The 12,915-nt window shown below is 68.1% G+C and carries 10 protein-coding genes; 3 read left to right on the forward strand and 7 right to left on the reverse strand.

Features of this window, described 5'->3' with window-relative positions; translation table 11 throughout:
* Positions 1-59 precede the first annotated feature (59 nt).
* From IED13_RS07300 to IED13_RS07310, 3 genes are all read right to left on the reverse strand, one after another.
* On the reverse strand, positions 60-1,091 hold the full coding sequence (locus tag IED13_RS07300; RefSeq protein WP_038365060.1) for an amino acid ABC transporter substrate-binding protein: 1,032 nt from the start codon (positions 1,089-1,091) through the stop codon (positions 60-62).
* 110 nt (positions 1,092-1,201) lie between these two features.
* Positions 1,202-2,245, reverse strand: coding sequence for a GMP reductase (locus IED13_RS07305; RefSeq protein WP_191123792.1), 1,044 nt, complete (start codon positions 2,243-2,245; stop codon positions 1,202-1,204).
* 98 nt (positions 2,246-2,343) lie between these two features.
* The gene (locus IED13_RS07310) at positions 2,344-3,513 is read right to left on the reverse strand and encodes a glycosyltransferase (protein WP_191123793.1); all 1,170 of its coding nucleotides are present in this window, start codon (positions 3,511-3,513) and stop codon (positions 2,344-2,346) included.
* A gap of 160 nt (positions 3,514-3,673) precedes the next feature.
* Between IED13_RS07310 and IED13_RS07315 the strand changes: the two genes are divergently transcribed.
* On the forward strand, positions 3,674-4,726 hold the full coding sequence (locus IED13_RS07315; protein ID WP_191123794.1) for a glycosyltransferase family 2 protein: 1,053 nt from the start codon (positions 3,674-3,676) through the stop codon (positions 4,724-4,726).
* Between the two features lie 266 nt (positions 4,727-4,992).
* Here IED13_RS07315 and IED13_RS07320 read toward each other — a convergent pair whose 3' ends face one another.
* Entirely contained in the window at positions 4,993-7,464 is a 2,472-nt protein-coding gene (locus tag IED13_RS07320) for an exopolysaccharide transport family protein (RefSeq protein ID WP_191123795.1), read from the reverse strand.
* Positions 7,465-7,488: 24 nt separating this feature from the next.
* On the reverse strand, positions 7,489-8,580 hold the full coding sequence (locus tag IED13_RS07325; RefSeq protein ID WP_142023415.1) for an endo-1,4-beta-xylanase: 1,092 nt from the start codon (positions 8,578-8,580) through the stop codon (positions 7,489-7,491).
* A gap of 114 nt (positions 8,581-8,694) precedes the next feature.
* On the opposite strand from IED13_RS07325, the gene IED13_RS07330 reads away from it, so the two are divergent.
* A complete protein-coding gene (locus IED13_RS07330) occupies positions 8,695-9,933 on the forward strand; it encodes a lipopolysaccharide biosynthesis protein (RefSeq protein ID WP_142023416.1) in 1,239 nt (412 codons plus the stop codon).
* 3 nt (positions 9,934-9,936) lie between these two features.
* Here the strand turns inward: IED13_RS07330 and IED13_RS07335 are convergent, their stop codons facing one another.
* Positions 9,937-10,839, reverse strand: a complete 903-nt coding sequence (locus IED13_RS07335; RefSeq protein WP_142023417.1) for a DUF6492 family protein — start codon at positions 10,837-10,839, stop codon at positions 9,937-9,939.
* 5 nt (positions 10,840-10,844) lie between these two features.
* Positions 10,845-11,633: a WecB/TagA/CpsF family glycosyltransferase gene (locus IED13_RS07340; RefSeq protein ID WP_051988253.1), complete on the reverse strand. Its 789-nt coding sequence runs from the start codon at positions 11,631-11,633 to the stop codon at positions 10,845-10,847.
* 442 nt (positions 11,634-12,075) lie between these two features.
* Here IED13_RS07340 and IED13_RS07345 point away from each other — a divergent pair, with 442 nt between their 5' ends.
* On the forward strand, positions 12,076-12,822 hold the full coding sequence (locus IED13_RS07345; RefSeq protein WP_038365070.1) for an SDR family NAD(P)-dependent oxidoreductase: 747 nt from the start codon (positions 12,076-12,078) through the stop codon (positions 12,820-12,822).
* Positions 12,823-12,915: the final 93 nt, after the last annotated feature.

Genomic DNA, 12,915 nt, shown 5'->3' on the forward strand with positions numbered 1-12,915 from the left:
CAGGCTGGTTTCCGAGATGGTCGGGTCAAGGCCCGACCATGACGTTCTTCAGACCGCTCTCACTGGAAGGGCGGGGTGAACAGCAGGCCGCCCTTGGTCCAGAGCTGGTTCTGGCCGCGCTCAAGCTTCAGCGGCGACCCCATGCCGACGGTGCGCTCATAGCTCTCGCCGTAATTCCCGACCTGCTTGATGGCGTTGTACATCCAGTCGTTCGGGAGCCCCATCATCTCGCCGAAGCCGCCCTCGGCGCCGAGCAGGCGGCGGACCTCGGAATTCTTCGAGCTCGCCTTCATCTCGTCGACGTTCTTGGAGGTGACGCCGAGCGCTTCGGCCGCGATGGTGCCGTTCAGCACCCAGCGCACGATGAGCTGCCAGCGCTCGTCGCCCCAGCGCGTCACCGGCCCCTGCGGGTCGTTCGAGATCGGCTTGGTCAGGATGATGTGATCGTCGGGGACCTTGAGCTTGATGCGCTGGCCGGCGAGCGCGCCGACGCCGGCGGTGTAGGCGTCGCAGCGCCCGGCGTCATAGGCGGCGATGGCGTCGTCGTTCTTCTGGAAATTGGTGATGGTGACCTTGAGGTTGCGCTCGCGGAACCAATCGGCGGCGTTCTTCTCCTCGGTCGAGCCGGCGGCGACGCAGACCGAGGCGCCGTCGAGGCCCTCGGCCTCCTTCACATTCGCCGATTTGCGGACGATGAAGGTCTGGCCCTCATAGAAATTGATGCCCTGGAAATTCAGGCCGAGCGTGGCGTTGCGCGAGAAGGTGATGGTCGAGTTGCGCGCGAGCACGTCGACCTGGCCCGATTGCAGGATCGGCCAGCGCTGCTGCACCGAGGTCGGCGTGAACTTGACCTTGGTCGCGTCGCCCAGGATGGCGGCCGCGAGCGAGCGGCAATAATCCACGTCGAGGCCGGTCCACTCGCCCTTGTCATTGGCGAACGAGAAGCCCGGCAGGCCGAGATGCACGCCGCATTCGAGATTGCCGCGCGCCTTCACGGCATCGAGTGTGGGGCTCGGCGCGAGCTGCTGAGCGCTCGCCAGCGAAACCCCGGCGGCGAGAAAGGCTGCCGCGCCCAAAATCCTGATCGTCATATCGTCTCCCCGAAGCCGTGAGCGGCTTTCTGCATTGAGGCCGGGACTATGCAACAGATGGGCCGCAAGCGGTACCCGACGAAGTGAACATTCCTGCCGGGAGGCGTCAGTCAGTTGCCGAACACCGTGTTGAGCTGGGCGCCGACCATGATGAAGGTGGTGCGCTTCGACATCTCCTTCAGATAGACCGCGCCGATATAGGTCATCGCCGAGCGCACCCCACCCATGATCTCCTGCATCGTGCCCTCGACCGGGCCACGATAGGCCACCTCGACGGTCTTGCCCTCGGAAGCCCGGTATTTGGCGACGCCGCCGGAATATTTGTGCATCGCCGTGTCGGAGGACATGCCGTAGAAGACCATCGCGACCGGCACCTTCTCGCCGTCGCGCTCCTCGTAGCGGATCTCGCCCTCGCATTCGTCATGGCCGGCGAGCATGCCGCCCATCATCACGAAATCGGCGCCGCCGCCATAAGCCTTGGCGACATCGCCCGGCACGGTCAGGCCGCCATCGCCGCAGACCAGGCCTTTCAGCCCATGGGCCGCATCGGCGCATTCGATGATGGCCGAGAGCTGCGGATAGCCGACGCCGGTCATCTTGCGGGTGGTGCAGACCGAGCCCGGCCCGATGCCGACCTTGACGATGTCGGCGCCGGCCAGGATCAGCGCCTCGGTCATGTCGCCGGTGACGACGTTGCCGGCCATGATCGCCGCGTCGGGAAAAGCGGCACGCGTCGCCTTGACCGTATCGACGAATTTCTCGGTGTAGCCATTGGCGACGTCCAGGCAGATCTTGGAGATCGGCGACCGGGCGTGGACGGCCTTGAGCTTGTCGTGATCGGCCTCGGTGGTGCCGAGCGAATAGAAGGCGTTGGCCGATTCCGGCTCGCGGAAGAAGGCGATCAGGGCCTCGGCGTCGTAGTGCTTGTGCAGGGCGACCATGGCGCCATGCTTCCGCAGCGCCCGCGCCATCGCCATGGTGCCGACCACGTCCATATTGGCCGCGATCAGCGGGAAGCCCTTCCATTCCGCGCCTGTGTGCGGGAAGCGGAAGCTGCGTTCGACATCGACATGGGCGCGGCTGCCCAGCGTCGAGCGCTTGGGACGGATCAGCACGTCGCGGAAGTCGAGCTTGGGATCGTTTTCGATGCGCATGGGCCGGCCTCGGGCTGGGCGATGGTCCGCGCACGCTGGCAGGCGTGCGCCGATTCATAGCCCCGGACGGCCGCTGGAGGCAAATCGGCGGATGGGCCTCAGCGCGCCGCCGCGGCGAGGCCCTGTGCGAGGCCGGCGGCGAGCGCCGCCCGCTGGCGCGTCAGGAAAGCCTCGCCATCGATGCGCTGCGCGTCGCCGGCCCTGATCACGGCCAGCCGCTCCGCGAGCGCGCGGGCGAAGTCCGGCGCGCTGTCGGCGAGCGTGAAGTTAGCCGGCAATTCGGTGAAGCCGCGGCAGGACAGCGAGGTCGCGACGGCCGGCAGGCCGAGCTGCATCGCCTCGATGGTCTTGAGCTGCACGCCCGTGCCGGCCCGGCTCGACAGCGCCACGATGCGGCAGGAGCGCAGGAACGCGTCGGCGGCCGGGACGCGGCCGACCAGCGTGACATTGAGCGGCATGCGCAGCTCGGAGGGGACGCGGCCGGCGACAGCGATCCGCAGATCGTCCGGCAGCAGCGGGCAGACCTCCTGCAGGAACCATTCGAGGCCGACCCGGTTCGGCAGCCAGGTCCAGGTGCCGATCAGCCCGATATCGAAGCTCGCAGGCGCGTCCTGCCCCGCCACGATCGCGGGCGGCGCCGTGCCGGAGACCAGAGGCAACACGGCGGACTTGTCCCGGGCCTCGGCGCCCATCGCCCGCCGATCCTCCTCGGCAAGGGTCCAGACGAAGCGCGACTGCCGCCAGAGCCGGCGTTCGATGGCCTCCAGCAGCCGGGCCTCGCGGGCGAAGAGCCGGCGGAGCAGGACATTGCCGGCGTTTTCGGCATTCTGCCGGGCCGAGGCGTGCTCGATATTGTGCTCGACCAGCACGCAGGGCGCGATCTCCAGCAGTTCCGGGAAAGCGCCGGGCAGCATCACCGAGTTGAGGATGAGCGCATCGAAGGGTCCCTGCGCCCGCACCGCCTCGACCAGCCGGCCGGCGCCCGCGAGCCTGAGCTTGGCGCAGGCGACCGGCAGGCCGAAGCGGAAAGCCGCCGCGATCCAGCGCAATTGCCGCCCCGTCGAGGCGACCGCATTCTCGATGTCGATCTCGGCCACGACGACGGCCTGATCCGGGTCGGCCGGCATTTCGCCATGGCGCATGAAGCCGATCGCCGTCACCTCATGGCCGGCCGCGCGCAGCGACGAGAGGATCGCGGCATTGGCGATCTCGAAACCCGTATCCGGCCGGGCAACCGGAATGAGCGAAGTCAGAAAGGCGAGGCGCAAGGAAAGCGGGTCCGCGGCAAGATGTCTTTCAGTCGGCCGATTGCCGCGGCAGGTCAAGCCGCCCCGTCTGCTATGCTCAACGAGGTTTTGCCGGAAAAGGCCGGTGGGTCGCGCTTTGCGAACACCGAACTTTAAGCCGGCCGGGTCTATGAGGTCTGCCATGGTTGCGGCTGAATCGACGAAACAGACCGATGCCGGCGCGCGGGGCGATGCCTCGCCGCTGCGCTTCGCGACGCCCGAGAGCTTCGGCGTGGTGGCGCAATCGCCGCCGGAGATGCTGGCCGGCGTCGCGAGCGTCGTCTGCGTGCCGACCTTCAGGCGCCCCGACATGCTGGAGGCGACGCTGCGCTCGCTGGCGGCGCAAACCGGCGGGCATGATTTCGCGGTGATCGTCGTCGAGAACGAGGGCCAGGAACAGGCCGGCGCGCAGCGCGCGAAGACGCTGCTCGAAGCCGGGCTGTTCAAGGGCCTCGTCATCGTCGAGCCGCGCCAGGGCAACTGCAAGGCCTATAACGCCGCCTGGCGCTGCGCGCTGACACGCTTTCCGGCCCTGCAGCAGGTGCTGGGGATCGACGACGACGAGGAGGCCGAGCCCGGCTGGCTCGACGCCTTCCTCAAGGCGGCGGCGACCGCCCCGACCGAGCTCTTCGGCGGCTCGGTGACACCGGTCTTCGCCGACCGCTCGCGGGCCTGGCTCGCGGCGCATCCGGTCTTCCGCTCGCATTATGCGGCCTCCGGCCCGGTGCCGATGCTCTATTCGAGCGCGAACTACCTGATCCGGCGGGAGGTGCTGGAACGGCTGGGTTTCCCCTTCCTCGACGAGAGCTTCGACTTCACCGGCGGCGGCGACACGGATTTCTTCACCCGCGCCAGGGCCGCCGGATTCCGCTTCTGGTGGGTGCAGGAGGCGGCGCAGCGCGAGACGATGCCGCAGCGCCGCACCGAATTCGGCTGGATCGCCGCGCGCGGCCTGCGCAACGGCGCGATCTCGGCCACGATCGCGCGGCGGCAGAATCCGGGCGCCGCGGGCCGGCTCAAGGTGCTGGCGAAATCGCTCGCGCTGCTCGCCGCTTCCGTACCACGCGGCATCGCACTCGGCTTGAAGAGCCGCTCGGGAACGATCGGGCTCTACCACACCCAGGTCGCGCTCGGCCGGCTGATGTCAGAATTCGGCGTCGCCAACGAGCAGTATCGCAAGCCGGAGAAGAACTGAGGCCGGTCGAGCGGGGTCAAGCCCTCATCCTGAGGAATACCGAAGGCGCGTTTCTGGAGTCAGCCGCGCTTTCAAGGAAATGCGGGTCATCCCGACCGCAGCGAAGCGGAGAGCCGGGATCCATGCCTGAACCTTGTCGGGTACGTTCCGGCATGGATCCCGGGTCAGGCCCGGGACGACCGCGTGGTTCCGTACAAAATCAGCACGCTCTTAGGATGAGGGCTTGGGGAGTCCGGACCGGCTCCGGGCCGCCAGCAGGTGCCGCCTCAGCTCTCGTTCACGACGAGGCCGCGCAGCTTGTTGGCGTTGACGCCAAGCTGCGCCTTCAGGCGCTCGATATCGGCATCCGACAGCTTGGCCTGGCGTGAGACCACGAGGATGTCGTCCACCACCTCGGCAAAGCGCCGCGCCAGCGCGCTGCCGGCCGTGGCATCGACGATGACCGGTCCGAACCGCTGCGCTGCGCCGAACAGGCCGTTTTCCAGCGAGCCCGTCGCGGGCAGGCCCGGCCGGTTCGAGCGCGGCAGGAAGGCGAGATCGCTGCCTTCATCCTTCAGGATCGCGCGGGCAAGCGTGCGGCTGCCGCCGATCACCTCTTCCAGACCGGCCGACGCATCGGGCGCGAAGATCCGCGTCAGGGCGAGAGCGCCGTCGGCGGCATCGACGAGCAGCGCCGGCTGGCCGGCCAGGGCGGCATCGAGCGCGAGATTGAGGGCGAGCGTCGTCGCCCCCACCTGCGGCTGCAGGCCGAGCACCAGGATGCGCCGGCGCGGATTGTCGCCGGCGCCATGAACCAGCTCGGCCCTGACAGCCGCGACGGCCATAGCGAAGCTCGCCTGCGGCTTGTCGATGACATCGACGAGATGCGCCTTGGCCTGGAAGACCGAGCGCGCGGCCTCGAGCTCGCGGCGCCAGCGCCGGTTACGCACCGACGGAATCTTGCCGAGCGGCGTCAGGACCAGCGGCGGCGACGGCTTTTCCGGCTTCCTGTCCAGCTGACCGCCCGGAATCGCGATGAGGCGGCGCCAGCCCGCCTTGTCGCCGGCCGGAGGAGGCGTCTGGACAGCGGCGGGGCTCACCGGCGGCGGAACGGGTTCGGGCTGCTCGGGCACGGGTGGCGCGACCGGCTGCGGCTGTGGTGGCGGAGGAGGTGGCGGCGTCAGAATTACGGTTTCGGGCGGCGATGCCGGTTGGGCCGTGGCAGGCGGTGCCGGCTCCTCGGCTTCAGGCTCGACCGGGCGCGGCTTGCGCCGCCAGAGGGATCTGCGGGCCGACGGGGCCTTCTCCTCCGGCACCGGGCGGGGCACCGCGAACAATGCGAGAGCCAGCGCCAGCAACGCTCCCGCGCCGCCGCCGCCGAAAGCGCCGAGTAGCGCAATGCTGCGGCGGCTGACGCCGCTCTTCTCCAGCGGCGGCATGGCCGGGCTGATGACGCGGGCATTGGTCGTGTCGATGCCGCCAAGCTCCCCGGTTTCGCGGGCTCGCTTCAGGAAGGCGTCGTAGATCGCGCGGGAGGATTCGACCTCGCGTTCGAGCTCGCGCAATTCGACCGAGGCGCGGCCGGCGGCGTATTGCGCCGTGGTGAGCTGGTCGACGCGGCGCGAGAGCTGGCGCTCGGCCTCGGCGGCGCGGTCATATTCCGCCTTGGCAGCGCGGGCGATGCGGCTGAGCTCGTCGGCGATCTGGCGGCGGGAATCGGTCACCTGGGCGCGGGCGGCCGTCAGGGCCGGATGGCGCGCGCCGAGCGAGGCGACGAGATCGGCCTCCTTGCTGAGTGCCGCGCCGAGCTGGGCGCGCAGCGCCGTCATCGTGTTGGAGGCGACGGCCTCCGGGATCGCGCCGGCCTCGACGCTGGACGCGCGGGTCGCGGCGATCTGGTCGTATTTCGCCTTGGCCTCGGTGGTGCGCTGGCGGGCGGCGACGAGCTGGGTGGCGTTGAGCGAGAGCTGTTCCTCGCTGAGCGACTTGTTGCTGCCGAGCCCGACGATGTTGTGGGCTTCCTTGTAGGCCTCGGCCTTGTCCTCGGCGATGCGCAGGCGGCCGCGCAATTCCTCGAGCCGCGCGGTCAGGGCAGACGTGGCGCGCCGGGCTGCATCGACGCGGACCTGCGCCTGGTCCTCCAGATAGGCTTCCGCGAGGGCGTTGGCGATCTGCGCGGCCTTGTCCGGGTCGCCGGCCGTGGCGGAGATGTCGATGACGAAGGTGCGCTCGCCGCGACGCACGGCGACGCTCTTGTCGAGCGCGGCCAGGGCATAGAGCATGGCGTTGCGATCGGTCGTCGCCTTGTCGGGGCCGAACAGGCCGGAGAGGAGGCCACCACGGGCCGGGCCGCCATAATCGGGATCCTTGTCGAGCCCGAGCTTCTCGATCACCCGCGACTTGATGCTGTCCGACGCGATGACGCGTGCCTGGCTTTCGAGATAGCTGAGAATCGAGGTCGGGTCGCTGCCGACAGTGTTCGGGGAGACGTCGTTCTGGAGCACGCGCAGATCGCGCGGGTCGATGAAGAGCTGCGCGGTCGAGGTGTATTTCGGCGCGATCAGCAGGCTCGCCAGAACGGCGAGGCCGAAGCCGACGAGCGCGCAGAGCAGGATCAGCCCCTTGCGGCGCCAGAGCGTCGCCACGATCCAGAGCGGATCGGCGAGGCGGCCGATCTCGACCGGGCGCGCCGTTTCCGGCGGAGCGCCTCGATCGGCCCCTTCCAGTCGATCCTTGTCGGCCGTTTCGGTGGTGAACATGACGCTACGCTTCACTTTCCGAACTCACCCCGTGCCGCGCCGATAGCGCTCGAGCACTGCCATCATCGGTTTCGGCCGGTAATCCGCATCGAGCGGCAGGGGCCTCGCCTTGGCGTCGTCCTTGCGCGGGAAGGTCTCGCCCACCCAGGAATAGCGGTCGGTCAAACCCCAGGTGACGATCGCCTTCGGCCGCTTCGCGGAAACGACGGCATTCAGGAAGGTCGAGACCAGCGCGGCGGAATGCTTGTCGCGGAGCGCGGCATCGGCCGGCATCTTCCAATCGATCACGTCGAGTTCGGTGATCTCGACATCGAGGCCGAGCTCGTCGAGATCGCGCATGAAGCGCTGCAACCCGTCGGTATCGACCTGCTTCTCGGCATAGAGATGCGCCTGCATGCCGACGCCATGGATCGGGATGCCCTTGTCCCTGAGGCGCCGGCAGATGTCGAGCGCGACCTTGCGGCGGGCGGCGGCGACGGGGTCCGGCTCCTCGAAATGGAAATCGTTGAGCACGAGGCGCGCCTTCGGATCGGTGCGGGCGGCCGTGCGGAAGGCGATCTCGACATGCTCCGGCCCGAGCAGGCGCTGCCAGATCGTGTCGCGCCAAGGGCCACCGGAGGTGGGGTCGTATTTGATGACCTCGTTCACCACGTCCCAGGTGGCGATGCGGCCCTTGTAGCGATCGACGACCACCTCGATGTGGTTGACGAGCTCGCGCTCGGCCTCGGCGCGGGTCTTCATCTCCTTTACCCAGGGGGGCAGGGCCTCGCCCCAGAGCAGCGTGTGGCCGCGCAGCGCCTTGCGGTTGGCCTCGGCGAAGGCGACGAGCTCGTCGGCACCGGAAAAATCGAAGCGCGCGCGGTCATGGCGCAGCGCCTCCCATTTCAGGTCGTTCATGGGCACGACGACGTCGCAATAGCGCTTCAGCGCCTCGCGATAGCGCGGATCGCTCCGGAAAGCGCCGATCTCCGCGGCCGAACCCATGGCAATCGGGCGCGCGGCCGCCTGCCCCGGGGCGGAGCCGAGCATGGCGACGGCCGCGGAAACGGCTCCCGCACGCAGCGCAGCGCGGCGCGTGAGCGCGAGGTCGTCCCGGTCCGGTTCGGCTTCCTGCATGAAGTTGGTGCGCTTCCGTTTCGTTTAGGGTCGCTCAACGCCTCTCGGCTAAGTGAATTCCATCATCCGCGCGATGGCAGGCATGGGCCGGGCCAGCGTCCCCGAGTACCGTCCATGTTACCGAGCCGTGCCACCACCCTCTCCTATCTCACCATCCTGAGCGGCTCAGCCGGCCGGCTCGTCATCTCCCTTGTCTACTTCCTTATCGTTGCGAATACGTTGACCTTGGGCGAGTTCGGCCTTTTCGCCACGGCCTCCTCGACCGGGCTCATCCTCTCGCGCCTGCTCGCCTTCGGTTTCGTCTCGCCGCTCTATCGGGTGGCGACCGTCAAGCCGCGCCTGCTCGGCGCCTATCTGGCGGGCTTCGCGGGCTTGAGCCTCGCCTCGCTGCCGCTGATCGCCGCCATCTCGGCCGGCGCCTACTGGCTGCTCTTCGCCGAGCGGCTGGCAGCGCTGCCCTTCGCCCTGATCATCGTGGCGGAGGTGCTGTGCTGGCGGCCGGTCGAGGTCGTCGCCATCGTCAATAACGGGCTCAGGCGCTTCCGGCAGGCGGCGCTGCTCGTGATCATCGGCTCGTCGCTGCGGACGCTGGCCGCGCTGCTCTTCATCGCCTTCGGCCATCGCAGCCTCGAGATCTGGGCCGGCGCCTATCTCGCCGCAACCTTCCTGAGCCTCGTCGTCGCGCTCGCCGCCTTCCTGCCGCCGGCGCGCTGGCGCTTCGTGCGGGCGCTCTATCCGCGGCGCATGGCGGATGCCGTCTTCGCCGGTGCGGCCGATATCGTCTTTTACGTCCAGTCGGAGCTGGACAAGCTGCTGGTGCTCGGCCTGGCGGGCGAGCGGACCGCAGGCCTCTATGCCATCGCGCTCAGGGTGATCGACCTCACCGCCATGCCGGTGCGCAGCTTCAACCAGATGCTGGTGCAGAAGATCATGCAGGATCGCGGGCTCGGCGGGGGGCGGCGCCTCGCCGCCTTCGAGATCGGCATCGCGCTGGTCTCGACCGCCGGCCTCGTCGCCGTCATCATCGCGCTGAAGCCTTTTCCGGGGCTGCTCGGCCGCAATGTCTCGGAAGCCGCCTATCTCTTCGCGCCGATGCTGCTGGTGCCGGCCTTCCGCAACCTCGTCGAATACCATGCCGAACTGCTCTATGCGCGCGAGCGCACCGGTTCGCGGATCGTGCTGCTGTGCCTGCTGACGGCGCTGAAGGCAGGGCTGATCTCGCTGGTGATGACCCGCTTCGCCGCAGGCGAGGCCTGGGCGAGCTGGATGAACCTCGTCTTCGGGCTGGTCTATCTGGTCTCCGCGAGCTTCACCTACCGGCTGCTGGCGCGCGGCGGCTACAAACAGCGCTGAGGGTCAGGCCGAGGCCTGTCTCTCGAACAGCGCCCGGACTTTGTCGAGCGGCTGGCCGATGAAGGACTGCACGCCGACCGCGACCTGCCAGGGCTCCAGCACCTCCTCGAAGGTCTTCAGCAGGTCGAGACCGGCGACATCCTCGGGGAACCAGTAGACCTTGCAGAGCTCGCGTGGATCGGGCCAGTGCCGCGCGGCCTCGAGCCCGAGGACGCGTTCGACGTAGTAGCCGTAGATCATGTATTCGGAGAATTGCCGGTCCCGCGCGATGGCGGAGACCCAGTCGCGGCCGCTCACCGTCTCGATATGCGCGAGCAGCCCGAGCACGTGGTCGCGGCGCCAGCTCACCATGTTGTTGATGTAGTCCGGCCCCGGATAGGACGGCGCGCCGAGCCCGAGCAGGGACGAGGCGTTCTCGCACCACGGCCGATGGCGCGCCATGTCGGCCGCGATCGCCTCCGGCTTGCGATAGAGCCTGACGGCGCCGTCCCGCTCCAGATCCGCGAGATCGAAGGGCCGCAGGAACAGCATGTCGGAATCGGCGAAGAGGATGACGTCCTCCCCGGCGACCGTGGCGACCGCGAATTTGCGCAGTTGCTGGGCGTGCCAGCCGCGCAGCGGCGGGAGGCCCCGCGCCAACGCGCGCATGCCGGTCCAGACCCGACGCCGGCCGAGGCTCAACGGATCCGGCCTGGGCTTCAGCCAGGACGGCAGGAGCTGCGATTCAGGGAGGATGCGCCGTTTCGGCCCTTCGAGGTCGCGAAACAGCGGAACGTCGCGATCCTCGACCAGGAGGTAGTGCACGCCATGGCCGGTGACGAAGCGATCGATGCTGGCGCAGAGCAGGCGGCAACGATCGACGTCGCCCCTGTAGCTCGGCGTCGCCAGGGCATAGCTGAAGGTCACGGGCGTCAGCCGGCCTGCCGGCCGCTAGCGAGATATTGCCGCGCCACCCGCATCAGGAAGGCCGGATTGCCGAGCACATAGCGGCGCCAGAGCCGGCTCGGCTCGAGCCAGAGCCGATAGATCCATTCGAGGCGCGCCTTGCGGATCGCCTCCGGGGCACGCTGCACCTCGCCGGCGAAGAAATCGAACAGAGCCCCCACGCCGGCGGCGACCGCGCAATGCTGGGTGCTCAGCTTCTCGGCGATGAAACGCTCCTGCATCGGGTTGCCCATCGCGACCAGCAGCAGATCGGGCCGCTCGGCCTTGAGCCCGTCGAGCAGCCGCGCTTCCTCCTCCGGGGCGTAGTAGCCATGCGAGACCACCTTGAAGCGATGCTGCGGATAGCGCCGGGCCAGATTCTCGACCGCGCGGTCGGCCACGCCGGGGCGGCCGCCGAGCAAGGACACGCGAAGCGGCCGCAACTGCGCACCGAAGAAGGCCGGGAGGAAATCCGTGCCGTTCAGATTGGCCGGGAAAGGCTTGCCGTAGAGCAGCGAGCTCCCGAGATCGACGCCGATGCCGTCCGCGAGGACGAGAAAGGTCGAAAGGCTACGCTGCAGAGCCAGGTCGCCGGCTGCGACATTGACGAGATTGGCGTTGCAGAAGGCGAGCTTGACATGGCCGCCTTCGACGATGGCCTCGCGCAGCTCGGCGATCGCGGTATCGCGGGTCACCACGGCGATGCCGATGCCGCCGATATCGCGCTTGCCATAGCCTTGGCGCCGGCGGGGCTCGGCCTCGTTCGCGAGGGGCATAGAAAGCGCTGCAGGCACGGTCGTTTTCGATCCTGAGAACTGAGGCAGGCTCATGATGACGGGATGTGAAGGCGGAACCAGCACTCAGGTCAAGGCGAAGTCAAGCGAAAGGTGAACGCCGCCTTCACGCAATCCAGGAGAAAGAACCAACGGCGATCCCGCAGCAAAACCAATGACTTGTTCCGAACCGAAACGAAAGCCTACAAGACCGTCGCTTCCGTTGCGTCGGCGCCGGCCGCATCTGTTGCAGGGTGGGACGAACAGACCCCTGTCGTACCGTTTCGGAACGTCGGACGGGCGGTTTCAACTGCGGCAAAACGAGGTGAGTGATTAACAGATTGCATAGCGGCCACGCGACGGCTGCAAGCCTGCAGCTTGGCTCTGGCTCGCCGCTCCCTCGCTCGCTAGGCTGGCTGGCAACGAATCCGGGGAGGCTGAGCGAATGAACCAAATCGATTTAAGGAAGCGCGTCGCCATCGTGACGGGAGGCGCGCAGGGGATCGGCCGCGCCGTGGCCGAACGCTTCGCGGCAAGCGGTGCGACTGTGGCAATCTGGGATGTCGATGGCGGCCTCGCCGCGAAGACCGCTGCCGAAATCGGCCATGGCGCGACGGGCAGCGCGGTCGATGTCACCGACGCCGACGCCGTCCAGGCCGCAAGCGATGCGCTCGAAGCCAGACATGGCAGCGTCGACATCCTCGTCACCAGCGCCGGGATCGCCGGGCCGAACCACAAGACCTGGGATTATCCGCTCGAGGACTGGGCGCGGGTGATGCGGCTCAACCTCGACGGCACGCTGCATTGCTGCCGTTCCGTGATCCCGGGCATGATCAAGCGCAATTACGGGCGCATCGTCCTCGTCGCTTCGATCGCAGGCAAGGAAGGCAACCCCAACGCCTCGGCCTATTCGGCATCGAAGGCGGCGGTGATCGCGCTGACCAAGTCGCTCGGCAAGGAACTCGCCGACAAGGACATCGCCGTGAACTGCATCACGCCTGCGGCGGCGCGCACCCGCATCTTCGACCAGATGAGCGACGAGCATATCGGCTACATGCTCGCGAAGATTCCGCGCGGACGCTTCCTGCTGCCGGAGGAGGTCGCCTCCATGGTCGCCTTCCTCGCCTCGGCCGAGAACAGCTTCACCACGGCCGGCGTCTTCGACCTCTCCGGCGGACGGGCGACGTATTAGGATTCACGATTCCCCATCGAAAAACGCCGTCATTTCGGACAAGCCGCGTTAGCGGCGCCGATCCGGAATCCATCATCAAGCCCGGAATGACGG

It is taken from the genome of Allobosea spartocytisi, from assembly GCF_014764685.1.
GTDB classification, from domain to species: Bacteria; Pseudomonadota; Alphaproteobacteria; order Rhizobiales; family Beijerinckiaceae; genus Allobosea; species Allobosea spartocytisi.

Bases quoted from the DNA above. Each gene is read 5' to 3' on its own strand.
- IED13_RS07300 (WP_038365060.1), bottom strand. From the start codon at position 1,091: ATGACGATCAGGATTTTGGGCGCGGCAGCCTTTCTCGCCGCCGGGGTT.
- IED13_RS07305 (WP_191123792.1), bottom strand. From the start codon at position 2,245: ATGCGCATCGAAAACGATCCCAAGCTCGACTTCCGCGACGTGCTGATC.
- IED13_RS07315 (WP_191123794.1), top strand. From the start codon at position 3,674: ATGGTTGCGGCTGAATCGACGAAACAGACCGATGCCGGCGCGCGGGGC.
- IED13_RS07320 (WP_191123795.1), bottom strand. From the start codon at position 7,464: ATGTTCACCACCGAAACGGCCGACAAGGATCGACTGGAAGGGGCCGAT.
- IED13_RS07325 (WP_142023415.1), bottom strand. From the start codon at position 8,580: ATGCAGGAAGCCGAACCGGACCGGGACGACCTCGCGCTCACGCGCCGC.
- IED13_RS07330 (WP_142023416.1), top strand. From the start codon at position 8,695: ATGTTACCGAGCCGTGCCACCACCCTCTCCTATCTCACCATCCTGAGC.
- IED13_RS07340 (WP_051988253.1), bottom strand. From the start codon at position 11,633: ATGCCCCTCGCGAACGAGGCCGAGCCCCGCCGGCGCCAAGGCTATGGC.
- IED13_RS07345 (WP_038365070.1), top strand. From the start codon at position 12,076: ATGAACCAAATCGATTTAAGGAAGCGCGTCGCCATCGTGACGGGAGGC.